This is a genomic window from Alphaproteobacteria bacterium, assembly GCA_037200005.1.
GTDB lineage: Bacteria > Pseudomonadota > Alphaproteobacteria > UBA9219 > RFNS01 > JBBCGY01.
The window spans coordinates 935,406-957,216 of record JBBCGY010000001.1; the positions used below are offsets into that span (position 1 = coordinate 935,406).

Genomic DNA, 21,811 nt, shown 5'->3' on the forward strand with positions numbered 1-21,811 from the left:
TAACTACAAATCTTTATTGATGCCGGGAGGTGTTATTTCTTCCCTGCGGTCTTTTTCTCCGCGACGCCCTCTTCCACCACCGTCCAGCGCTTGCGCTTGCTGATCGGGCGGCATTCGATGATCGAGACGGCGTCGCCGGTCTTGAACTTGTTCAATTCGTCATGCGCGGCGTACTTCTTCGACCGCGTGATGAACTTCTTATAGATCGGATGCATGACGCGCCGGGACACCAGGACCGTAATGGTCTTGTCGCCCTTGTCGCTGGTCACTGTTCCCTGCAATACGCGCCTTGGCATTATCTTTCCCCCTTAAGCGGCCGACTTAGCCTTGCGGCTACGCTCGGTCAGAATGGTTTCGATCTTGGCAATCTCGCGCCGCGCCTGACGCTGACGGTCGGTATGCGTGAGCTGGCCCGTGGCCTTCTGGAAACGCAGGTTAAAGCGCTCTTTCTTCAGTCCGATGCGCTGCTCTTCAAGCTCCTTGTCGGTCTTGAGGCGCAAGTCCTTCGATTTCACCGTAGCCATGTTATGCCCCCTCGCCCGTGCGCTGGATGAATTTGGTCTTGAGCGGCAGCTTGGCCGCGGCCAAGGCAAACGCTTCTTTAGCAACTGCCGCCGTCACGCCGTCCAGTTCGAACATGATCCGCCCCGGATGAACGCGAGCGGCCCAGAATTCCACCGATCCCTTGCCCGAACCCATGCGGACTTCGGCGGGCTTCTTGGTGATCGAAAGGTCCGGGAAAATGGTGATCCATAGCCTTCCCTGGCGCTTGATGGCGCGGGTGATGGCGCGGCGGGCGGCTTCGATCTGGCGCGCGCTCACGCGCTCCGGCTCCATGGCCTTCAGGCCGAAGGCGCCGAAATTCAGGCGCGTCCAGCCCTTGGAAGCGCCATGAATGCGGCCCTTGTGCATCTTGCGGTATTTTGGACGTTTCGGTTCCAACATCTTACATTACCTTCGTCATATCTTATGAATGCTGCGTTACTTGGTCGCCCGAACGGGCGTCGATCGCCATCGGATCGTGTTCCAGAATTTCACCCTTGAAAATCCAGACTTTGACGCCGCAGGTTCCCATCGTCGTGTGCGCCGTCGCCGAGCCGTAGTCGATATCCGCGCGTAAGGTATGCAGCGGCACGCGGCCTTCGCGATACCATTCGACGCGGGCAATTTCAGCGCCGCCGAGCCGTCCGCTGCAATTGATACGGATGCCGAGCGCGCCGAGCCGCATCGCGGACTGCACCGCGCGCTTCATCGCGCGGCGGAAAGCCACGCGGCGCTCAAGCTGGCTGGCGATATTTTCAGCCACCAGCTTCGAGTCGATTTCCGGCTTGCGGATTTCGGTGATGTTAAGGCTGACTTCCGCGTTGGTCATCTCGCCGAGTTCGCTGCGCAGCTTTTCGATATCCGCGCCCTTCTTGCCGATGACCACGCCGGGACGCGCCGACTGAATCGTAATCCGCGCCTTCTTGGCCGTGCGTTCGATGATGATGCGCGAAACGCCCGCGGCCTTCAGCTTTTCTTCGAGCAAGGCGCGGATGTTAATGTCTTCGTGCAGCAGATTGCCATAGTCCTTGCCCGCGAACCACCGGCTGTCCCAGGTACGGATAATGCCTAAACGAAAACCGATTGGATTGATTTTCTGACCCATGGACTATGCTCCTGCCTGCGCTTGCGCGGCTTGCTGTTTCTTCGGCTTCGGCTTCGCGGCCTCGGCGGACTTCTTCTTTCCGGCTCCCGCTTGGCGCTTCGGCTTATCAGCCTCGGTCGTTTCGCGCACGATGACGGTCAGGTTGCTGAACGGCTTTTCAATGCCGGCGCTCTTGCCGCGTCCGCGCGCATGCCAGCGCTTCATGACGAAAGAGCGGCCCACGCTGGCTTCGGCGACAATCAGCTTGTCGACATCCAGCGAATGATTGTTCTCGGCGTTGGCGACTGCGGCCTGCAGCACGCGCTTCACGTCATGCGCCACGCGGCGCTTGGTGAAGTCCAGCGCCACGACGGCCTCGGCGACTCTCTTGCCGCGAATGGTCGCCGCGACGACATTCAGCTTGCGCGCCGACGTGCGGATGGCGATGGCCACCGCCTTCGCGCTATCCGGTCCCAAACGACGCTCTGTCTTTTGCTTGCCCATAACCTGTTACTCCTAAGCGGCCTTCTCGGACTTCTTATCGCCGGGCGTATGCCCCTTGAAATTCCGCGTCGGCGCGAATTCGCCGAACTTGTGGCCGATCATGTTTTCCGTGACCGACACCGGAAGAAATTTGTGGCCGTTATAAACGCCGAAGGTCAGACCCACGAATTGCGGCAGGATCGTCGAGCGGCGCGACCATATCTTGATGATCTCGTTGCGGCCCGAAGCCCGCGCCTTCTCCGCCTTCGCCAGCAGATAACCGTCGATGAACGGTCCTTTCCAAATTGAACGTGCCATAGTCTATTCCCTGCCTTACCTGTTGCTTCCCTGCGCGTCGCGGCGCTTGTTCGTGCGGCGGATGATCATGCCGTCGGTGCGCTTGTTGTTGCGCGTCTTGGTGCCCTTGGTGCCCTTGCCCCACGGCGTGACCGGATGGCGTCCGCCCGAAGTGCGGCCTTCGCCGCCGCCGTGCGGATGGTCGATCGGGTTCATCGAGACGCCGCGCACGGTCGGGCGGATGCCCTTCCAGCGATTGCGTCCGGCTTTGCCGATCTGGATGTTGCCGTGATCGGCGTTCGATACCGCGCCGATGGTCGCCATGCATTCCTGCGACACCTTGCGGAGTTCGCCCGAGCTGAGCTTGATCTGCGCAAAGCCGGAGTCGCGCGCGACGAGCTGGACATAAGTTCCGGCGGAACGCGCGAGCTGGCCGCCCTTGCCGGGCTTCATTTCGACGTTATGGATGATCGTACCGACCGGAATGCTCTTAAGCAGCATCGCGTTGCCGGGCTTGACGTCGACCTTGACGCCGCTTTCGACCACATCGCCCTTGGTGACGCGTTGCGGCGCGAGAATATAGGCCAGCGTGCCGTCCTGGTATTTGATCAGCGCGATGAAGGCCGTGCGGTTGGGATCGTATTCCAGCCGCTCGATGGTCGCGGGCATCCCATGCTTGGTGCGCTTGAAATCGATCAGGCGATAACGGCGCGCGTGACCGCCGCCCTGATGGCGCACGGTGATGCGTCCGGTATTGTTGCGTCCGCCCTTGCTGTGCAGGCCCTCGGTCAGCGCCTTGACCGGCTTGCCCTTCCACAGCTCGCGGCGGTCGATTTGCACCAACTGCCGCATGCCGGGCGTGATCGGATTATATTTCTTGAGTGCCATGTTCTAGATTCCCGTAGCCATGTCGATCGTTTGCCCCTCTTTGAGCGTCACGATCGCTTTCTTGTAGTCCGAACGCTGGCCGAGACGGCCCTTGAACCGCTTCAGCTTGCCCTTGACCCGCAGCGTGTTGACGCCCTTCACCTCGACCTTGAACAGGCCTTCGATGGCCGCCTTGATCTGCGGCTTGGTGGCGCCCAGCGCAACGCGGAACGTCACCTGGCTATGCTCGGAACCGGCAGTCGCCTTTTCGGTGATGTGCGGCGCGAGGATGATGTCGTAATGCGCGGGTAAAATCTCCGCCACTTTCGCCTTCGCCTTAGTCTTGGTTTTCTTCTCAGCCATCATCATTCCCCTATGCCGCCTCTTGGCCGGCATCTTGTCCGGTCAGGCGCGCCTGCAATTGCTCTACCGCATTCCTGGTCAGAACCAGAGTCTCATGCCGCAGAATGTCATATACGTTCGCGCCCTGCTCCGGCAGCAAATCGACGAAAGGCATGTTGCGGATCGCGAGCGCGAAATTCTTGTCTAGGTTCGCGCCGTCGATGATGAGCGCCGAACTCGCGCCGAGCGAACCAAGCCTGGCGATCATATCCTTGGTCTTGGGGCTGTCCGACTTCGCGGCGTCCAGCACGATCAATTTGCCCGCTTTTAGTTTTCCGGCCAGCGCCATGCACAGCGCCAGGCGGCGGAATTTCTTCGGCAGGTCATGAGCATGGCTGCGCACGACGGGGCCGAAAATCACCGCGCCTTTGCGGAACTGCGGCGAGCGCAGGCTGCCTTGACGGGCGCGGCCCGAACCCTTTTGCGCCCATGGCTTGCGGGTCGTGCCGCTGATCTCGGAAATGCCCTTGGTCTTGTGCGTGCCGGCGCGCTTCTTCGCCTGCTGCCAATAGACCGCGCGCGCCAGAACGTCGCTCCGCTCCTCGACACCGAAGACGGCGTCGAGCAAGTCGACTTCGCCGACCTTCTTGTTATCCAAATTCACCACAGTGGCTTTCATTATCTTTCCCCAATTTCCCTTAAGCAGCCGTCTCGGCTTGCGCCGCTTGCTTCAAACCCGCCGGAAACGGCGCGTCCTTGTGCAAAGGCCGCTTGACCGCATCGCGCACTTCCAGATAACCGCCGTCGGATCCCGGAACGGCGCCTCTCACCATGATAAGTCCCCGCGCTTCATCGACCGCGACCACGGTCAGATTCTGCTGCGTCGCGCGGACATCGCCCATGTGTCCGGCCATCTTCTTGTTCTTGAACACGCGGCCAGGGTCCTGGCGTCCGCCGGTGGAACCATGGCTGCGATGCGAGACCGAAACGCCGTGCGTGGCGCGCAAGCCGCCGAAATTATGGCGCTTCATGACGCCGGCGAAGCCCTTGCCGATGGTGGTGCCGGAGACATCGACATATTGTCCCGGCACGAAATGCGCCGCGGAGATTTCCGCGCCGAGTTCCAGAACGGCGTCCGGCGTGACGCGGAATTCGATCAGCCTCTTCTTCGGCTCGACCTTGGCCTTGGCGAAATGGCCGCGCAGCGGCTTGGTCACGCGGCTCAGCTTCGCCTTATCGACGCCAAGCTGCACGGCGACATAGCCGTCGCGCTCGAGCGTCTTGACCGCCACCACCTGGCAGCCGTCGACCTGCAGCACGGTGACGGGGATATGCTCGCCCTTTTCGCTGAAAAGGCGCGTCATGCCGATCTTCCGGGCCAATAATCCTGTGCGCAACTTCGTCGTCATGTTCGTATTCCCTAAACCTTGATCTCGACATCGACGCCAGCCGCCAGATCGAGCTTCATCAGCGCGTCGATCGTCTGCGGCGTCGGGTCAAGAATATCCAGCAGACGCTTATGCGTGCGTATCTCGAACTGCTCGCGCGACTTCTTGTCGATATGCGGACCGCGGTTGACGGTAAACTTCTCGATCAAGGTCGGCAGCGGAATCGGTCCCAGCACCCGCGCGCCCGTGCGCTTGGCGGTATTGACGATTTCCTCGACAGACTTGTCGAGAATCCCGTGGTCAAACGCCTTCAGGCGGATGCGGATCGTTTGCGTGTCCATTTTACTTTCTCTTTCCAGTTAGGACAGAAGCCCGATGATTGTCATGCCGGGACGCGCCTTCTTCAGACGCAACACCGGGATGGCAAATTTCCGACTTCTGCCCTCCGTTCTTTGTCTTCTGTACTCTATCTTACTCAATCACCTTCGCCACGACGCCGGCGCCGACGGTGCGGCCGCCTTCGCGGATCGCGAAGCGCAGGCCTTCATCCATGGCGATCGGCGCGATCAGCTTGACCTCGACCGAGATATTGTCGCCCGGCATCACCATTTCCGTGCCGTCGGGAAGCATCATTTCGCCGGTCACGTCCGTCGTGCGGAAGTAGAATTGCGGGCGATAGTTGGTGAAGAACGGCGTATGACGGCCACCTTCGTCCTTGGTGAGAATGTAGCATTCCGCCTTGAACTTGGTGTGCGGCGTGATCGAGCCGGGCTTGGCCAGCACTTGGCCGCGCTCGACTTCTTCGCGCTTGGTGCCGCGCAGCAGCGCGCCGATATTGTCGCCCGCTTCTCCCTGATCGAGCAGCTTGCGGAACATTTCGACGCCGGTGACGACCGTCTTGGTCGTCGGCTTCAGGCCGACGATCTCGACTTCTTCGTTGACCTTGACGATACCGCGTTCGACACGGCCCGTGACCACGGTGCCGCGGCCGCTGATCGAGAACACGTCTTCGATCGGCATCAGGAACGGCCTGTCCTTCGGGCGCTCCGGCTGCGGGATATAGCTGTCGACGGCTTCCATCAGCTTGAGGACCGCCTGCTCGCCGAGTTCCGGCTGCTTGTCTTCGAGCGCGCATACCGCCGAACCCTTGACGATCGGGGTCGCGTCGCCGGGGAAGTTGTACTTGGTCAGCAGGTCGCGGATTTCCATCTCGACCAGCTCGGCCAGTTCCGGATCGGCAATGTCCATCTTGTTCATGAAGACGACGATCGCCGGGACGCCGACCTGACGCGCGAGCAGGATGTGCTCGCGGGTCTGCGGCATCGGGCCGTCGGCAGCCGACACGACCAGGATCGCGCCATCCATCTGCGCCGCGCCGGTGATCATGTTCTTGACGTAATCGGCGTGGCCGGGGCAATCGACGTGAGCATAGTGACGGTTCGCGGTTTCGTATTCCACGTGCGCCGTCGAGATCGTGATGCCGCGCGCTTTTTCTTCAGGCGCCTTGTCGATCTGGTCATAGGCGGTGAAGGTCGCGCCGCCGCTCTTCGCCAAAATCTTGGTGATCGCAGCCGTCAGCGAGGTCTTGCCGTGATCGACGTGACCGATAGTGCCGATGTTACAGTGCGGCTTGTTGCGATTGAATTTCTCTTTTCCCATTTTCTACTCCATCCTCTTCGTTAAGCTAACAAGTTAACTTTCCAACTTTACCGGCGACTAGCCGGCTGATTTTCCCGCCGGCATTAGCCAGCCAACTTCAGTTTGACTTCCTGCGCCACCTGGGTCGGCACCGGCTCATAGTGATCGAACTGCATCGAGTAGGACGCGCGGCCCTGGGTCATCGAACGCAGATTGTTCACGTAGCTGAACATCTCCGCGAGCGGCACCATGGCTTCGACCACGCGCGCGTTACCGCGCTGATCCATGCCGGTTACCTGACCGCGGCGGCTGTTCAAGTCGCCGATGACGTCGCCCATGAAATCTTCAGGGGTCACGACCTCGACTTTCATCATGGGCTCGAGCAAAATCGGCCCGGCTTTCGGCATGCCTTCGCGGAAAGCCGCGCGCGCCGCGATTTCAAACGCCATCGTCGACGAATCGACATCGTGATAAGCGCCATCAGTCAAAGTCACCTTAAAGTCGATGCACGGGAAACCGGCGTAAACCCCTGTTTCCTTTATGCTATCCAGGCCCTTTTCAACGCCGGGAATATATTCCCTCGGCACCGAGCCGCCGACAACTTTCGATTCGAACACATAACCGGAACCCGGCGGCAGCGGCTCGATTTCGAGATTGATGCGCGCGAACTGGCCCGAACCGCCCGACTGCTTCTTGTGCGTATAATCGATGCTGGTCTTCTTGGTGATCGTCTCGCGATAGGCGACCTGGGGCTTGCCGACATTGGCCTCGACCTTGAATTCGCGCTTCATGCGATCGACGAGGATTTCGAGATGCAATTCGCCCATGCCCTTGAGGATGGTCTGGCCGGTTTCGTGATCCACCGACACGCGGAACGAAGGGTCTTCGTCGGCGAGGCGCTGTAAGGCAACACCCATCTTTTCCTGGTCGGCCTTGGTCTTCGGCTCGACCGCGATCTCGATGACCGGCATGGGGAATTCCATGCGTTCGAGGATGATCGGGTGAGCGGTGTCGCAAAGCGTGTCGCCGGTCTTGGTATTCTTCAGCGACGCCAAAGCGACGATGTCGCCCGCAAAAGCTTCCTTCGCTTCTTCGCGGTTGTTGGCATGCATCAGCAGGATACGGCCGATGCGCTCGCGGTCTTCCTTGACCGTGTTCTGCGCATAGCTGCCCGACGACAATGTGCCGGAATAAATCCGCACGAAGGTCAGCGTGCCGACGAAAGGATCGTTCATGATCTTGAAAGCGAGGCCCGAAAACGGAGCGTCGTCTTTCGGCTCGCGCTCGTCAGGCTCGGTGCTGTCGACCTTGAAGCCCTTGACGTTGCCGATATCGACAGGAGAAGGCAGGTAATCGACCACGGCGTCCAGCATCGGCTGCACGCCCTTGTTCTTGAAAGATGCGCCGCACAGAACGGGGAAGAACTTCCGCGCCAGCGTGCCTTTGCGAATGCATGCTTTCAGCACTTCGACCGCAGGCTCTTCGCCGCCGAGATATTGCTCCATCGCCGCGTCGTCCATTTCGACGGCGGTTTCGATCATCTGCTGGCGGTATTCCTTGGCCTTGTCGACCAGATCGGCGGGGATTTCCACTTCGCGGAATTTCGCGCCGAGGGATTCGTCTTCCCAGACGATCGCCTTCATCTTGATGAGATCGACGAGGCCCTTATGCTCGGATTCGGTGCCGATCGGCAGCTGAATCACCAGGGGCACCGCGCCGAGGCGGTCCTTGATCATCGCCACGGTGCGGTAGAAGTTCGCGCCGATGCGGTCCATTTTGTTGATGAAGCAAATGCGCGGCACGCCATACTTGTCGGCCTGGCGCCACACGGTTTCGGATTGCGGCTCAACGCCGGCGACACTGTCATAGACGGCGATGGCGCCGTCGAGAACGCGCAGCGAGCGCTCGACTTCAATCGTGAAATCGACGTGGCCGGGCGTGTCGATGATGTTGAAGCGGTAAGGCTTCTCGCCGACTTTCCAGAAGCAGGTCGTCGCGGCGGACGTGATCGTGATGCCGCGCTCTTGCTCCTGCTCCATCCAGTCCATCGTCGCGGTGCCTTCATGCACTTCGCCGATTTTATAGGACTTGCCGGTATAGTACAGAATCCGCTCGGTGGTCGTGGTTTTCCCGGCGTCGATATGCGCCATGATGCCGAAATTGCGATAATCTTCGATAGGAGTCGTACGAGGCATAACCAGAAATCCCTTACCAGCGATAATGAGCGAAAGCCTTATTGGCCTCCGCCATGCGATGCGTGTCTTCCTTCTTCTTGACGGCGGCGCCGTTGTCGTTGGCGGCGGCCATCAATTCTCCGGCCAGCTTCTCCGACGAAGTCTTTTCGGCGCGCTTGTGCATCGCCTCGATGATCCAGCGCATGGCCAGCGCCATGCCGCGCTCGGGGCGCACATCGGTCGGCACCTGATAGGTCGCGCCGCCGACGCGGCGGGAGCGCACTTCAAGATGCGGCCGCACTTTATGCAGCGCTTCCTTGAAGATATCGAGCGGGTCTTTTTTGGCCTTGGCGCGGATGATGTCGAATGCGCCATAGACGATGCCTTCGGCGACCGACTTCTTGCCCTCTTCCATGAGGCAATTCATGAATTTCGACACGGCGATTTCCCCGAATTTAGGATCGGGTAAAACCGTGCGTTTATCTGCGCGATGGCGACGAGACATGTTTCAATCCCCTATTTCGGACGCTTGGCGCCGTATTTCGACCGGCGCTGCTTGCGGTTTTTGACACCCTGGGTATCCAGCGTGCCGCGAATGATGTGATAACGGACGCCGGGCAAATCCTTCACGCGGCCGCCGCGGATCATGACCGCGGAATGCTCTTGAAGATTGTGGCCTTCGCCGGGAATGTAGCTGATGACCTCGAAGCCGTTCGTCAGGCGAACGCGCGCAACCTTGCGCAGCGCCGAGTTCGGCTTTTTCGGGGTCGTCGTATAGACGCGCGTGCAGACGCCGCGCTTTTGCGGGCATTCCTTCAGCGCCGGAACCTTGTCCCGGTACTTCGGAACTTTGCGTCCCTTGCGAACCAACTGGTTAATCGTTGCCATCGATCTCAATTCCCTAGCCGAAAGGCCCATAAGGCCAGTTTAACAAACGTAAAAGCCACCGCGAAGCCGGCTGTCGCCGCTCCGTGAAGGCCAAACCCGCGCCGGACAACCTGCCGAAAGATATGCCGCTTAGAGGCATCCCCGACCGTTCATTGTCTTGGCTATGTTTTATTCGCTGCAATCACGACCGCGTCTAGATCGCGCCACCTTAGTTAATGGCGGAACTACCACCGGCCCTAAAAGGCAGGCGGAATATAGACATGTGCATAACTCCCCGTCAAGGAAGTTTATCACTTTCCTTATGGCTTTCTTAAAAGAAAGCTTTTTCCTTTGCGGGCTTTTGCATAGGCTAAAAGAAAACAGGAACGGCGGGCATGAAATTTCTTCAAAAACCCATCTGGCTTTTCGTGCTGGGCACGTTTTTTACGTTGCTTGGCATTGCCGCCGAACGCTATGGAAATCGCCCGGAAAGAGAGGTGGTTCTTATAGCCAACGCACAGCTTCTGCCGCCATTCGATCAGAGCCTGGTGCTGGTCAAGCACGGATGGCTCGGCGCAAGGGGCGTTATCCTGAACAAACCCCTTTCCGGCAACCAGAAATCGCAACTTCCCGGCATATTCGCGAACGGCGATATTGAGGTTTCTTACGGCGGCCCGGTCGAGTTTCCCGAAAAAATCTATGTGCTCAAATGGGTAAAAGCGGAACAGGCGGGAGAGACCGATCACTTCGTCATAGGGGAATGGGAAACGGTATTAAAACAAGATTCCGCCCTTCCCGATAAAATTCGTCAGGACCAAAAGAACGGCGCTCTTATATACCGCGTATTCGCCGGTTGCGCAGGATGGGGCATTCAGCAGTTGGAGGGAGAACTCGCCGGTTACGGCTGGTTTACCGCCGCGCCCACCCATGATTTGATTTTTCAAAAAGGCAACGGCGTCGATTGGGATACGCTTTATCAGCAGCAGCCCTATAAGCCGCTTCCGGGGCAGAAGGCCTAATCATATCTCATATATAATGCCTCTCGCGAACGCGTGGCCGTAGATTTGATGATATTTTCTTTCAAGAACTCCACATTCCGCTTTAAGAGGCCGGGACTGTTTGGCCGCTGCGGCGAATTGCTTGGCATTCTGAGTGAATTCAGAGGAGATAATGGGTTCTTCGCAAGCCAAGGAGACATGGCCTGCTCTATTCTGGTCAATGCCAGCATTTCTTTTTGCTCGATATCCAGTTCCCGGCCAGCAAATCCCTGCTCCAGCGTGGTAGCTAACTGCGTCATGACCCTGGGATGGTCGGCGGCCCAAGCATTAATAATCGGCCTTAAAATCGCTCTTGCCTGCGCTTTTTGATCTTCCAGAAGATCTTGCCGCGCCATCAGAAGTTTTATTCTGGTTTCCCGCTTTATCTTTCGCAGTTCCCCGACGGAACGATTTTTTTGCCAAGACTTGGTCATGGAAAATTTTTTGGACATCAACGGCTCCTTGCAAAACACATCTTCGATAATTCCGGGCGGAAAATATCACATGCGCCTTATTTACGGCAAGAAATTCCGGTAGACATAGAACCATGCCTTTCTCGATTCTAAACCCCTCCCCGCCCAGGATTCTGCCGCGCGTCGTCGCGAGCGAATTGCCCGCCCGGCTATGGCCGATGCTTTGGCTGTTCATCAAGCCTCGCTGGCTCTGGGTGCTGGCCGCCAGCATTCCGCCCATGCTCAACCGCGCGCTGTTCGTATCCGGCAGCTATGCGGCGAAACTTATAGCCGACGCCGCGCTGGCGGCGGAAGCGGCGCATCAGGACATCTGGACGCAGGTTTTTCCTTTCCTGCTGCTCTTCATCGGCCTGATGACCGGGGTATTCGTCGTGCAAGGCATCGGCTGGGCGATTACCTACCGCACACGCTTTCCGCTGCTGGCCGATATGCGGCAAACGGTCTTCTCCTTCGTGCAGCGGCACTCGGCGATCTATTTCGATAATAACCTTTCCGGAAAGATTGCCTATAAGACCGCCGTCCTTCCGGAACAGATGATATGGCTTCTTGAATGGTGGTGGTTCCAGTTGATGCCCGCGCTGGGAATATTCCTGACCGCCGCCCTGTACCTGACCACCGTGAGCGCCGTTTTCGGCCTGCCCATGCTGGGCTGGCTGGCGATGTATTTCGGCGTCTGCATGATGTCGGGGCGGCTCTGCGCCAAACGCGCGGGCGAGCATAACGAGGCCAAGACCCAACTGACCGGGCGCGTCGTCGATATCATCATCAACATCAAGAACGTGATCTTCTTCGCCGCGCATGAACGCGAGGACGCGACGGTGAATCGCAACGTAACCGCGACGCTGGCCGCGCAGCGGCGGCTGTTCCTGAACGTCATTTTCCTCATGCGCTCCGCGCAGCATATCATGACGCTGCTGATGTGGACGGGGCTCTATACCGGCCTGGTCTATGCCTGGTCGCGGCATATCATCACGCCGGGCGATTTCGTGATGATGTCCACGCTGGGCACGATGATCGCCGCGCGCTCGCAGGAACTCGGCGACACGCTGCCCGATCTTTTTCGATTATCTCGGCTCGGCCGAGGAGAGCATCGAAACGCTGGTCGTGCCGCGCGCGATCATCGATGAACCCGATGCCGGAAAATTGCTGGTGCCACGCGGCGAAATCCACTTCGCCGGAGTCGATTTCGCCTATGACGGCAAGCAGAGCGTCATCCGCAATCTCGACCTGACCATCGCGCCGGGGCAGCGGGTCGGCCTGATCGGCCAGAGCGGCGCGGGGAAAAGCACGCTCGTCTCGCTGCTGCTGCGCCTGCATGACATTCAGCACGGCAGCATCGCCATCGACGGGCAGGATTTGCGGCGCGTCACGCAAGACAGCCTGCACAGCGCCATCGGCGTCATTCCGCAGGATACGGTGCTGTTCCACCGCAACCTGATGGATAATATCCGCTATGGCCGCCAGAACGCGACCGATGCCGAAGTCGTGGAAGCGGCGCGCCAGGCTCACGCGGATGACTTCATCCAACTGCTGCCGAAGGGCTATGACACGCTGGTCGGCGAGCGCGGCGTCAAACTGTCGGGCGGCCAGCGGCAGCGTATCGCCATCGCCCGCGCGCTGTTGAAAAACGCGCCGATCCTGATCCTGGACGAAGCGACTTCGGCGCTCGACAGCGAATCAGAAGCCGCGATTCAGGCCGCCATGCGTCTCGCCATGAAGGATCGCACCGTCATCGCCATCGCGCACCGGCTTAGCACGATCTATCATCTCGACCGCCTGATCGTGCTGGACGGCGGCACGGTCGTGGAAGACGGATCGCATACCGAACTGCTGGCAAAGAACGGCCTCTATGCTTCGCTCTGGCGCAAGCAGAGCGGCGGATTTTTGCCCGGCAACGGAAAAATCGTAGACGAGTTGGAGCAGGAAACCCCCGCCCCCGTTATGGATAAAGCTCGCGCGACGCTGGACGGCGAAGCAGCCAGGGAAGAATAAGGGCCGTTATCCGCGCACGAAATCGAAAATGGCGACGCCTTCGGAGCTTTTGGGGCGCTGGAAGATTTCCTTGTGGCGCAGCGCGCGAACGGTATCGTCATAACCGGCGCGCCAGTGATCCTGCATGGACAGCCGCGAGAATTCGTAATCCTTGGAATCGCCCTCGTAGTTCTTGGCGCGATAGATCAAATGAACGATGTTATACGCTTTATGATCCGAGACATCATGCAGCATCTTTGCCTCAGGCGATTTCTTAAGATTTTCCGGCAACTGATTGTATAAAGTAGAGAAAGCATGCCGTGCTTTCTGCGCTTCCTTAAAGCGATCTGTGCTGGCGCGGGTACGGCTCGAATACTGGATTTCCTTCTGGCGGGTCATCACATCGGTCATGTTGCGCGGCAGCCCGCCCCGCGCGCTCCACAGATCGACCTGGAACGCCAGCGTATCGTGGCGCGGCGTGCTGTCCATGATTAATTGCAGCGGCGTATTCGACACCAGGCCGCCGTCCCAGTAATACTCGCCGTCGATCTCGACCGCCGGAAAGCCGGGCGGCAGCGCGCCGCTCGCCATGATATGCTCGACGCGAATCTTTTCCGACGTCGAGTCGAAATACACGTAGTTGCCGCTTCTGACATTGACGGCCTCGACGCTCAGGCGGGTTTCTCCGGCATTGATGCGGTCGAAATCGATCAGCTGCTCGAGGGTGGATTTCAGCGGCGATGGATCGCAATAGCTGGTCGCGTCCAGCGAGCCGGTCGGCAGCAGCCACGGCCCTGGAACTCGCGGCGAGAAAAATCCCGGCACGCCGTTAAGAAGCGTATAGGCGGCGCTCATCTGATTGATGACCCCGCGCGAAATATCCCCTTTCACCACGAAGCTTTCCATCTCGCACAGCAAATGCTCGAAAGGCTTTTTGGCCATTCGTTCCCAGAATTCATGCAGCTTCTGGGTATAGGCGCCGGGCCAATGGCTGAACATAAACTCCGACGCTTCCGCCCCAGCGGCGGCGGCGGCGGAGCCGGTTTGATCGAACAACGCAAAAAGAGGATAGTTTTTCGCGGCGTCTCTGAATTGCCCGACGCTCGTGCCCAGCGAATTAGCCGTCAGGCCCTCCCAGAATTGGCGCAGCTTATCGATCCGCTGTTCCGGCGAGTTACCCGCGATGATGGCGGAATTGATCGCGCCGATGGAGATGCCCGCCACCCAATCGGGGTGCAGGTCGGCTTCCGCCAGCGCTTCGTACACGCCGGCCTGATACGCCCCAAGCGCGCCGCCGCCCTGAAGCAATAGCGCCACGGAGCCGAAAGGAAGCGCGCGCCTTGATGGAGGTTCCGGTTTTTTGGTTTTCTTGGAGGGCATGTCGACTCCGCAAATGAGCCGCGATAATAAGCCCTATTCCGCTCATCGGGAAGCATGAATTTTCGCGGAGTTTCTTATTGCTCCGCATCGGCGTGCTTGGCGTCGTGCCAAAGGATGATCTTGGATTCCAGATCGTCCGCCCGGAACGGCTTTGAAATATAATCGTCCATTCCCGCTGCGAGGCAGCGCTCTCTGTCTCCGGCCAGCGCGTAGGCCGTGACGCCGACGATAGGAATGCGGCTGAAGCCATGCCGCTCTTCATAGTCGCGGATCATGCGGGTAGCCGTGAAGCCATCCATCTCCGGCATCTGAACATCCATAAGGATGACATCGAAACCGCCGCCCCTCGCCTTCTCGAATGCCTCCTGGCCATTGCAAGCCGTTTCATGGCGAATGCCCAGCATCTCGAGCAGCGACGTCGCCACCAGCATATTGTCCGCGTTATCTTCGACAAGAAGCACGAGAGGATTTATTTCGCTATGGGCAACCGCAGAAGACGCATCCGCCGTATCGAAGGCGCTCATTGTTCTTTTCATAATCGCGGCCCTTCCTGTATGTCTGCACGGGCATTTTCACAGACGCCAGCATGGAGCCTATTTATTGATAAAGTTTCAGCACTTTTGGTAAAATGCGTTAAATTAGACGAAATCACATGAAAAATTTATCAGCATCGCGGAATATGCAAGGCACAGTCAGGCTATTATGTAATTTTTATTATTCGATCGCGTGTCACGCTCGTTTGCTTATGAGCAGCCTAGTATTCATAAATCCGTCGCGACCTAGTCTCGACAGATGTGAGCCAGGGAAATTAGCCTTTCAGTGCAGACTGCGAGGAAATTATATTCCCTGGCTCCGCTGTCTTAGCGCCGCTTATCCCCTGATATTGAATCCGCTATCGACATAAATCACCTGGCCGGTGATATGCCGGGCGCTGGGAGAAGCGAGGAAAGCCGCCATAGCGCCGACATCCTCTATCGCGGCCAAGCCGACAATCAATCCCTTCATGCCGTTCAGATTAAACATACTTTTGTCCTTCTGTTGCTTATATGCTGAGGGGCGAGAGACGATTCGGCATATGCATAATATTCAAGCACGGGCGCGGAGGGAAAGAGATGGAGCTAGCCGAAATTATTGGTTGGATTATCGCCACTTCGCTCGTCGCCATTACGGTTCTCATTCATTATGAGATCATGTTGATCACCTCCGACAAAATCCTTCCATGGGGGATCAAGCGGTTTCACGATCGCCGCGTCATGCTGATGACGATCACCATGCTGATGATAGCGCATATCATCGAAATATGGGTTTTCGCGTTCGTTGTCTATTTCATGTATCTGACGCCCAAGCTCGGCTATTTGTCCGGCGAATTCGACGGCAGCCTGAGCGCCTGCGTATATTTCTCCGCCGTCAGCTACACATCGCTGGGCTACGGCGAAATAATCCCGCGCGGCGCTATCCGCAATATAGCCGTATCCGAAGCGCTGATCGGACTTTTGATGATCGCCTGGTCTGCTTCCTTTACTTATATTAAAATGGAACAGACCTGGAACGAACGCAGAAAAAAAATCAGACATCCTTCTGCTGAATAACCCGATATTTATGGAGTTCGTATTCTTTCTTTATGCCTTCCTTGTCAACGTAACCGCCAATAGCCGTCAAAGCGGCAATGGTCGTCACACTTTGAGATGGAGGAAATCATGCAAACGAAACAGCAGAACCCAAATCCAGCCAAAGCCCAAACTCAGAGCCAGGGACAGGGCCGTCCGCCGCAGGTGAAAGACCTGATGACCAGGAATCCCGTCTTCATTTCTTCCAACGCCACCGTGCAAGACGCGGCGCGAAAAATGGAAAACGTCGATTGCGGCATTCTGCCGGTCGGCACGCCGGAGAAAATCGAAGGCGTGATTACCGACCGTGATATCGTGATCCGCGTCATAGCCTTAGGCAAGGATGCGAACACCGAGAAAGTGCGGGATTACATGACGCCCGGCGTCGTCTCCTGCCGCGAAGACGACACGGTCGATAGAGCCGCCGACATGATGCGCGAGAATAACGTCAACCGGCTCATCGTCAAAAATCAGACCGGCAAACCCTCAGGCATTCTCAGTTTTGGCCGCCTCCTCCGCGAAGAGGTCAATATGAGCGAAATAGCGAGCGTCATCGAGCGCGCCGTTGGCCCGAAAGCGGCTTGAACCGGCAAACGTAAAAGGATACCCTTGATCGCAAGGAGTATCCCCAGCCATGCTGCTTTATATCGTCGGAATCCTGGCCGTCGTCGCCGCCGCTCTTGCTATCGCGATTGCCTTGCAACCCAATGAATTCAGGGTCACGCGCTCGGCGTCCATGACGGCCCCGCCGGAAAAGATTTTCGCTCAAGTGAATGATTTTTATAAATGGGCGGCTTGGTCGCCATGGGTCAAGCTCGACCCAAACGCCAAAATGTCCTTTGACGGCCCTCCGGCGGGAGCCGGCGCGATTACGCGCTGGGACGGCAATCGTCAAGTCGGCGCAGGCAGCATGACGATCCTCGAGAGCCGTCCGGCCGAACTGGTCAAACTGCGGCTTGATTTCCTGAAGCCGATGCAGGGCACGAGCATCGCGGAATTCACCTTCAAGCCTGAAGGCGCCGAGACCGTCGTGTCATGGAGCATGCATGGCAAAAACAATTTCGTCGCCAAAGCGATGGGGCTTATCTTCAACTGCGATAAAATGGTCGGCGGCCAGTTCGATCAGGGCCTGGCGAATTTGAAGGCGGTAGTGGAAGCGGGCCGGGAGTAAACGGGAAACTCATGCGCTATCTCTTGATCCTATCCCTGGCTTTCTTCAGCGGCACGATCGCCGCTTTCGCCCAATCTTCACCGGAGGTTAATAGTCAAACCATGTCCGACCCGACCAAAAACCTTACGCCGATGCAAAGCTATGTGACGCAGCAAAACGGCACCGAACCGCCCTTTAACAACGCCTATTGGAACAACCACGAGGACGGCATTTATGTCGATGTCGTGTCGGGAGAGCCACTGTTCTCGTCCACCGACAAATATGATTCCGGCACCGGCTGGCCGAGTTTCACCAAGCCCATCGATCAATCCAAGGTGCTGCAGCAAAGCACGCCTGCGGACAGCCGCATGGAGGTGCGCTCATCCGCCGATTCGCATCTGGGTCATGTCTTCGACGACGGCCCGGCCGACAAAGGCGGCAAACGCTTTTGCATCAATTCCGCGGCGCTGCGCTTTGTCCCGAAAAACCGGCTGGAAGCGGAAGGATATGGAAAATATCTGACGCTGTTCGAGAAAAAATAACTCTCCGCGTCAGCCGCAGGAAATCCTTACGACAACGCCCCTGTCGTCAAGCTCGATATTGATCCGCGCCGGAGAATAATCCTGCGTGACCGGCACGCCAGGCCCGATGATGCGATAGGGCCGTCCCGTTGCATGCGCTTCTCTTTCCGCAAAACCCGCGCTTGCGCCTACCCATTGGCTGAAATCGCATGGCGGAAGGTCTCCCGCGTAGGGCTGCTGATCCGGATAGTAAGGCTGCTGCTGTTGCGGAGGCGGATACGGCTGCTGCGCGGCCATATTCGATGGCGGCGCGGTGGGATAAGGCGGCGCAGGCGGCTGCCGTGATGCCGCGGGATAGGACGGTTGCTGCGCCGGATAAGGCTGGGGCGGCACCGGCTGTAGCTCGGTGGGATATGGCTGCTGCGATGGCGGATAGGGCTGCGGCGGCACATCGGGATAGCCTGAAGCGCTATTCCCCATCGGCGGCTCCAAAGCTGAGGCATCCGGATAGTCCTGCACCGGGAGAGGCTGCGGCGGCGCCAAGACTTCCGAATTGTCTTGCGCCAAGGCTGAACCGCCCGGCGCGGCCAGCAGTACGAGCGAAAAAACGGCCGCGGCCAGAATTTTCAAGACAGGCATGCTCATTGCGATCTCCCAACACGATCCACGGTTCGGCCTTAGTCGTTCTCTATCTCTATGAGTATTTTTTCGATGCGCCGATCCGGCAAAAGCCACATAAGCGCGACTAAAACATATAATATCTGGGAAATCCATTCGTCATAGAACGCTGCCAGCATCGCGATAAGATATATCAACGGAGAAATCATTCCTTTAATATCTTTTTTGCCGACCGCCTTGGCCAACAGCGATCCGGACCCATCCCCGCGCAAAATGGCTTTCTGCAGCAATAAATAGGCGATGGCGCACATGAACAGCACGAAACCATAAAACGCCGTCGGCAGCGGCGCGAAGTTATTCTCCCCCATCCAGCCGGTCACGAAGGGAATAAGGGAAAGCCAGAACAGCAAATGGGCGTTTGCCCATAGCACCATGCCGTTAACATGCTGGGCCGCTTGAAACATGTGATGGTGATTATTCCAGTATATCGCCAGATAGATGAAGCTGAGCACATAAGACAGGAAAACCGGGATCAGCGGTAGAAGGTCTCTCCCGCCCGCGCCATGCGGCACCTTCATCTCCAGCACCATGATGGTGATGATGATGGCGATCACACCGTCGCTGAAGGCTTCTAGGCGGGAGGTATTCATCGCGGCTTACCCGTCATATAAAAGGATCATAGGCCCACTGAAGCAAAGCCTGCTGGTATGCGGAACATGGGTGCTTTTATCGGAACAAAGAGAACTTCTTGGTAATTTCGCTAACGGACATAATCTCGCCGTAAAATACGGCGCCATAAAACTCTAAATCCTGATTATTGGTCGCTTTTGTGCGCTCAAGCTGTTCGGTATAGGAACCGACCGTCATCGTGTTGATAAAATCGATAGCGCGGATGTTTCTTGCTTTTGCCAGATCAACGGCTTCACGAATTTTATTCGGGCGGCCCTTAAGGATAATAAAAGGATAGGCGGAGATGGCGGGATGGGTTATGCCGCTGCCGTCTTTATAATCGCACATCAGCGCCTCATCAGGGCCGAGTAACGTCCCAAGCCCCAAGGACATATGCGCCAAGGCATTCATCGCCGTTCCAGCTTCCAGTTTGTCACTGATTACAGCGACCAACTTATTCGCCAGTACTATGGGAGCATCTTCTGCAACGATCATTTTCGCCCTTTGGAAGAACTGGCCTGCCGAGCCGTAGCCCCGAAGAGGCGAAGGCTGGCGGAGGGGGAGGGATTCGAACCCTCGATGGACTTGCATCCATAACGGTTTTCGAGACCGCCGCATTCAACCGCTCTGCCACCTCTCCGTGCCTTGGAAATAAACAGTTTTTTCCGCTTTGGGGCAAGAGAAAACCATTCGTGACCCCCAAATTGACCCCCAAACTTTATCGACTCTGAACCTAGCCTAGTTGAAGGCAGACCTTTATAACAGAACGGAAGGTAGAGTCGAGGTTCGCTACCGGCTCGTTTTGCATAATAGTGCAGTTGAGGCTGTGATCAACGAGGGCGAATATGTCATATCTTGCTGCTGTTTTTGCATCCCTGCTCGCATTGCTTACTGTCTACATAAGGCTATATCCGCCACAAGACGAACACCGGAGAAGATGGTTTCTCGGGTTTGGGGCTTTTGGATTCATATCATGTGTTGCCGCCTGCATAGCGATTTATCATTCTCAACAGCGACAAAATGAAATCATTGCTAACATTGCGGGAGGAGATAATTATCCTTATGTGTTGCCTCTTAATATAGATATTCTGCCCTTTGCCTCGAAGTCGTTGAGACTAATAAACCCAGGCGATACACCGCTATTCGATATTGATTTGGCGGTTTTCAAAAAAGATGAATGTTGCCCTGCTCCATTAAAAAAACTCAAGATCGACATACTAAGACCAACCGATGTTTATCTCATTATGAGAGATGATATGCCTTCCAAAACTCTCGATTTAGATGAAGGAAACTACGATATATTCATGAAGGCAAGAAACGGTGATTTTATTCAAAACTTGACCCTAAAAAAGACAGATAGAGAGCTGATCCCTACTTTTACAGTATGGAAACATCCTCCTTATTCTCATCAAATGACACTTATTTATAGCAAGCCCCCGCTTGAGTTCACCTTACTACAAAGATTGGCACAGAGCATCGGTTTTGCTCCCCAATAGAGTGAACCAACCGTAATCCTAGCCTAATTGGAGTTTAGGACGGCTTCTTATAACGGCCTTAAAAGCAGAGTCGAGCTTGGCGACGGCATCATTCTGCATGGTATCGACCACATGGGAATAGAGGTCAAGAGTTGTTGTGATCGTGCTATGCCCTAAGCGTTCTTGAGCAATTTTAGGGTGTATAGCAAAGCGAATCTTCTCCGGCAATTCATAGCCAAGCTTGCTAAAATAGGGCCGCAGCTCATTCGTGGCCGAGCGCAACCAGCTCTCGCGCGTCGTATGTTCTCATATGCTTTCCTTTCTATGTGTGGGGGAGAAATTGCTTGGTGAATCGGCGCATGGTTAAGCGCCGCGTTGCCGTTGTCAGCGGCAAAGCGTTCGTAAGGGCATTGGCAATAAAAGCGTGGTGCAGCCTATGGCGCTGGGCTGCATTAAGGTGCGGGGGCAATGCCGCTATGCCGGGAAAAAGAAAACCCCCAAAGTTGATGTCCAACTTTTAGGGGCTAGTTCAAATTCTGACGGCAATTTCCGGTCGATGGGCTTTTCTTACACCTATCGCTACGATAACGAATTCATACCAAAAAACGTGGGTTCGGTCAACAAGAAAAATGCATTTTCTACAAAATAATTACATGTAATGTAACTCAATGTAATATCTGACATATTTACGCCAGCCTCCATAAATCGATCATTTTCTCCAGTCCGCGATGCAGGGTTTGCAGCTTGTAAAAGCCTCCTGCCCATTCATCGTGGCCGCAAACGGCGATGATAAGAGCCTTCTGTGAGGCTGAAAGAACGCTATATGCCTCGCGCAAAATTCTTTCGCTATAGATCGGTGTCAGGAATGCCATTTCGGGATCGCCGTGGGAACCGGAGTCTATATCCTCGACTCTGACTTTCAAGACCGCCCGCAGATAGGCATGGCGAAATTTCATTCCCGCCATATATTCGGTCTGGGTGAGAACGCCACGTTGAAAATAGGCGTCCAGGGCGCAATCAATAGCGGCCTTGAATCGGAACATCATGGCTTCGCCGTGATTGTCACGGGCGATGACTTCTCTGGCTATGCCGCCGTTCCGGCGCTGGCGTTCTGGAGTGGAGGCGTCTCCGGTGAGAATGGCCGGAATCTTCTTTCTGCGCTTATACTTAGCCATATGATTCCTCCCGAAAATCGCCTTTGAAAACGGCCTTAATGTCAAATATTGT

General features: G+C 56.8%; 31 protein-coding genes, 1 tRNA gene and 1 pseudogene. 9 read left to right on the top strand and 24 right to left on the bottom strand.

Annotated features, from left to right (window positions below):
• Positions 1-32: 32 nt before the first annotated feature.
• From rpsQ to rpsL, 15 genes and pseudogenes are all read right to left on the bottom strand, one after another.
• On the bottom strand, positions 33-296 hold the full coding sequence (rpsQ, locus tag WDO70_04790) for a 30S ribosomal protein S17 (GenBank protein ID MEJ0062517.1): 264 nt from the start codon (positions 294-296) through the stop codon (positions 33-35).
• Positions 297-308: 12 nt separating this feature from the next.
• Positions 309-524: a 50S ribosomal protein L29 gene (gene rpmC / locus WDO70_04795; GenBank protein MEJ0062518.1), complete on the bottom strand. Its 216-nt coding sequence runs from the start codon at positions 522-524 to the stop codon at positions 309-311.
• A gap of 1 nt (position 525) precedes the next feature.
• Positions 526-945: a 50S ribosomal protein L16 gene (gene rplP / locus WDO70_04800; protein ID MEJ0062519.1), complete on the bottom strand. Its 420-nt coding sequence runs from the start codon at positions 943-945 to the stop codon at positions 526-528.
• A 22-nt stretch (positions 946-967) separates the two neighbouring features.
• On the bottom strand, positions 968-1,648 hold the full coding sequence (gene rpsC, locus WDO70_04805; protein MEJ0062520.1) for a 30S ribosomal protein S3: 681 nt from the start codon (positions 1,646-1,648) through the stop codon (positions 968-970).
• Positions 1,649-1,768: 120 nt separating this feature from the next.
• A pseudogene (gene rplV / locus WDO70_04810) lies at positions 1,769-2,131 on the bottom strand (50S ribosomal protein L22).
• Between the two features lie 12 nt (positions 2,132-2,143).
• Entirely contained in the window at positions 2,144-2,428 is a 285-nt protein-coding gene (rpsS, locus tag WDO70_04815) for a 30S ribosomal protein S19 (GenBank protein ID MEJ0062521.1), read from the bottom strand.
• 15 nt (positions 2,429-2,443) lie between these two features.
• Positions 2,444-3,295 carry a 50S ribosomal protein L2 gene (rplB, locus tag WDO70_04820; protein ID MEJ0062522.1) on the bottom strand — a complete coding sequence of 284 codons (852 nt, stop codon included), beginning with the start codon at positions 3,293-3,295 and terminating at the stop codon, positions 2,444-2,446.
• A gap of 3 nt (positions 3,296-3,298) precedes the next feature.
• Positions 3,299-3,637: a 50S ribosomal protein L23 gene (locus tag WDO70_04825; protein MEJ0062523.1), complete on the bottom strand. Its 339-nt coding sequence runs from the start codon at positions 3,635-3,637 to the stop codon at positions 3,299-3,301.
• Between the two features lie 10 nt (positions 3,638-3,647).
• Positions 3,648-4,295 (bottom strand): 50S ribosomal protein L4, encoded by a 648-nt coding sequence (gene rplD / locus WDO70_04830; protein ID MEJ0062524.1) that lies wholly within the window; start codon positions 4,293-4,295, stop codon positions 3,648-3,650.
• Positions 4,296-4,314: 19 nt separating this feature from the next.
• Positions 4,315-5,013 (bottom strand): 50S ribosomal protein L3, encoded by a 699-nt coding sequence (rplC, locus tag WDO70_04835; protein ID MEJ0062525.1) that lies wholly within the window; start codon positions 5,011-5,013, stop codon positions 4,315-4,317.
• Positions 5,014-5,036: 23 nt separating this feature from the next.
• On the bottom strand, positions 5,037-5,345 hold the full coding sequence (gene rpsJ / locus WDO70_04840; protein ID MEJ0062526.1) for a 30S ribosomal protein S10: 309 nt from the start codon (positions 5,343-5,345) through the stop codon (positions 5,037-5,039).
• Between the two features lie 130 nt (positions 5,346-5,475).
• Positions 5,476-6,663, bottom strand: a complete 1,188-nt coding sequence (gene tuf / locus WDO70_04845; protein MEJ0062527.1) for an elongation factor Tu — start codon at positions 6,661-6,663, stop codon at positions 5,476-5,478.
• Between the two features lie 83 nt (positions 6,664-6,746).
• Positions 6,747-8,837, bottom strand: a complete 2,091-nt coding sequence (gene fusA / locus WDO70_04850; protein ID MEJ0062528.1) for an elongation factor G — start codon at positions 8,835-8,837, stop codon at positions 6,747-6,749.
• 13 nt (positions 8,838-8,850) lie between these two features.
• Positions 8,851-9,321: a 30S ribosomal protein S7 gene (rpsG, locus tag WDO70_04855; GenBank protein ID MEJ0062529.1), complete on the bottom strand. Its 471-nt coding sequence runs from the start codon at positions 9,319-9,321 to the stop codon at positions 8,851-8,853.
• 11 nt (positions 9,322-9,332) lie between these two features.
• A complete protein-coding gene (rpsL, locus tag WDO70_04860; GenBank protein ID MEJ0062530.1) occupies positions 9,333-9,704 on the bottom strand; it encodes a 30S ribosomal protein S12 in 372 nt (123 codons plus the stop codon).
• A gap of 374 nt (positions 9,705-10,078) precedes the next feature.
• On the opposite strand from rpsL, the gene WDO70_04865 reads away from it, so the two are divergent.
• Positions 10,079-10,702, top strand: a complete 624-nt coding sequence (locus WDO70_04865) for a YqgE/AlgH family protein (protein ID MEJ0062531.1) — start codon at positions 10,079-10,081, stop codon at positions 10,700-10,702.
• Here the strand turns inward: WDO70_04865 and WDO70_04870 are convergent.
• Positions 10,699-11,172 carry a hypothetical protein gene (locus tag WDO70_04870; protein ID MEJ0062532.1) on the bottom strand — a complete coding sequence of 158 codons (474 nt, stop codon included), beginning with the start codon at positions 11,170-11,172 and terminating at the stop codon, positions 10,699-10,701. The two genes, WDO70_04865 and WDO70_04870, sit on opposite strands and share 4 nt — an antisense overlap.
• A gap of 95 nt (positions 11,173-11,267) precedes the next feature.
• Between WDO70_04870 and WDO70_04875 the strand changes: the two genes are divergently transcribed.
• Positions 11,268-12,320: an ABC transporter transmembrane domain-containing protein gene (locus tag WDO70_04875; protein MEJ0062533.1), complete on the top strand. Its 1,053-nt coding sequence runs from the start codon at positions 11,268-11,270 to the stop codon at positions 12,318-12,320.
• On the top strand, positions 12,298-13,185 hold the full coding sequence (locus WDO70_04880) for an ATP-binding cassette domain-containing protein (protein ID MEJ0062534.1): 888 nt from the start codon (positions 12,298-12,300) through the stop codon (positions 13,183-13,185). Before WDO70_04875 ends, WDO70_04880 begins: the two co-directional genes overlap by 23 nt.
• A 6-nt stretch (positions 13,186-13,191) precedes the next feature.
• On the opposite strand, the gene WDO70_04885 is transcribed toward WDO70_04880, so the two are convergent.
• From WDO70_04885 to WDO70_04895, 3 genes are all read right to left on the bottom strand, one after another.
• Positions 13,192-14,544 (bottom strand): patatin-like phospholipase family protein, encoded by a 1,353-nt coding sequence (locus WDO70_04885; GenBank protein ID MEJ0062535.1) that lies wholly within the window; start codon positions 14,542-14,544, stop codon positions 13,192-13,194.
• A gap of 74 nt (positions 14,545-14,618) precedes the next feature.
• The gene (locus tag WDO70_04890; GenBank protein MEJ0062536.1) at positions 14,619-15,080 is read right to left on the bottom strand and encodes a response regulator; all 462 of its coding nucleotides are present in this window, start codon (positions 15,078-15,080) and stop codon (positions 14,619-14,621) included.
• A gap of 334 nt (positions 15,081-15,414) precedes the next feature.
• Positions 15,415-15,630 carry an SDR family oxidoreductase gene (locus WDO70_04895; GenBank protein ID MEJ0062537.1) on the bottom strand — a complete coding sequence of 72 codons (216 nt, stop codon included), beginning with the start codon at positions 15,628-15,630 and terminating at the stop codon, positions 15,415-15,417.
• 26 nt (positions 15,631-15,656) lie between these two features.
• On the opposite strand from WDO70_04895, the gene WDO70_04900 reads away from it, so the two are divergent.
• From WDO70_04900 to msrB, 4 genes are all read left to right on the top strand, one after another.
• Positions 15,657-16,133, top strand: coding sequence for a potassium channel family protein (locus tag WDO70_04900; protein MEJ0062538.1), 477 nt, complete (start codon positions 15,657-15,659; stop codon positions 16,131-16,133).
• A 108-nt stretch (positions 16,134-16,241) separates the two neighbouring features.
• Positions 16,242-16,736: a CBS domain-containing protein gene (locus WDO70_04905; protein MEJ0062539.1), complete on the top strand. Its 495-nt coding sequence runs from the start codon at positions 16,242-16,244 to the stop codon at positions 16,734-16,736.
• 49 nt (positions 16,737-16,785) lie between these two features.
• Positions 16,786-17,322: an SRPBCC family protein gene (locus WDO70_04910; protein MEJ0062540.1), complete on the top strand. Its 537-nt coding sequence runs from the start codon at positions 16,786-16,788 to the stop codon at positions 17,320-17,322.
• 101 nt (positions 17,323-17,423) lie between these two features.
• Positions 17,424-17,843 (top strand): peptide-methionine (R)-S-oxide reductase MsrB, encoded by a 420-nt coding sequence (gene msrB / locus WDO70_04915; GenBank protein MEJ0062541.1) that lies wholly within the window; start codon positions 17,424-17,426, stop codon positions 17,841-17,843.
• A 9-nt stretch (positions 17,844-17,852) separates the two neighbouring features.
• Here msrB and WDO70_04920 read toward each other — a convergent pair whose 3' ends face one another.
• From WDO70_04920 to WDO70_04935, 4 genes are all read right to left on the bottom strand, one after another.
• On the bottom strand, positions 17,853-18,467 hold the full coding sequence (locus WDO70_04920; protein MEJ0062542.1) for an I78 family peptidase inhibitor: 615 nt from the start codon (positions 18,465-18,467) through the stop codon (positions 17,853-17,855).
• A gap of 32 nt (positions 18,468-18,499) precedes the next feature.
• On the bottom strand, positions 18,500-19,090 hold the full coding sequence (locus WDO70_04925) for a TMEM175 family protein (protein ID MEJ0062543.1): 591 nt from the start codon (positions 19,088-19,090) through the stop codon (positions 18,500-18,502).
• 76 nt (positions 19,091-19,166) lie between these two features.
• Positions 19,167-19,604, bottom strand: coding sequence for a DUF2000 domain-containing protein (locus WDO70_04930; GenBank protein ID MEJ0062544.1), 438 nt, complete (start codon positions 19,602-19,604; stop codon positions 19,167-19,169).
• A 55-nt stretch (positions 19,605-19,659) separates the two neighbouring features.
• Positions 19,660-19,749, bottom strand: a tRNA-Ser gene (locus tag WDO70_04935).
• A 205-nt stretch (positions 19,750-19,954) separates the two neighbouring features.
• Here WDO70_04935 and WDO70_04940 point away from each other — a divergent pair.
• Together WDO70_04940 and WDO70_04945 are read left to right on the top strand one after the other, a co-directional pair.
• A complete protein-coding gene (locus tag WDO70_04940) occupies positions 19,955-20,605 on the top strand; it encodes a hypothetical protein (GenBank protein MEJ0062545.1) in 651 nt (216 codons plus the stop codon).
• A 415-nt stretch (positions 20,606-21,020) separates the two neighbouring features.
• Positions 21,021-21,233: a hypothetical protein gene (locus tag WDO70_04945; GenBank protein ID MEJ0062546.1), complete on the top strand. Its 213-nt coding sequence runs from the start codon at positions 21,021-21,023 to the stop codon at positions 21,231-21,233.
• A gap of 37 nt (positions 21,234-21,270) precedes the next feature.
• On the opposite strand, the gene WDO70_04950 is transcribed toward WDO70_04945, so the two are convergent.
• Positions 21,271-21,759, bottom strand: coding sequence for a hypothetical protein (locus WDO70_04950; protein ID MEJ0062547.1), 489 nt, complete (start codon positions 21,757-21,759; stop codon positions 21,271-21,273).
• Positions 21,760-21,811 lie beyond the last annotated feature (52 nt).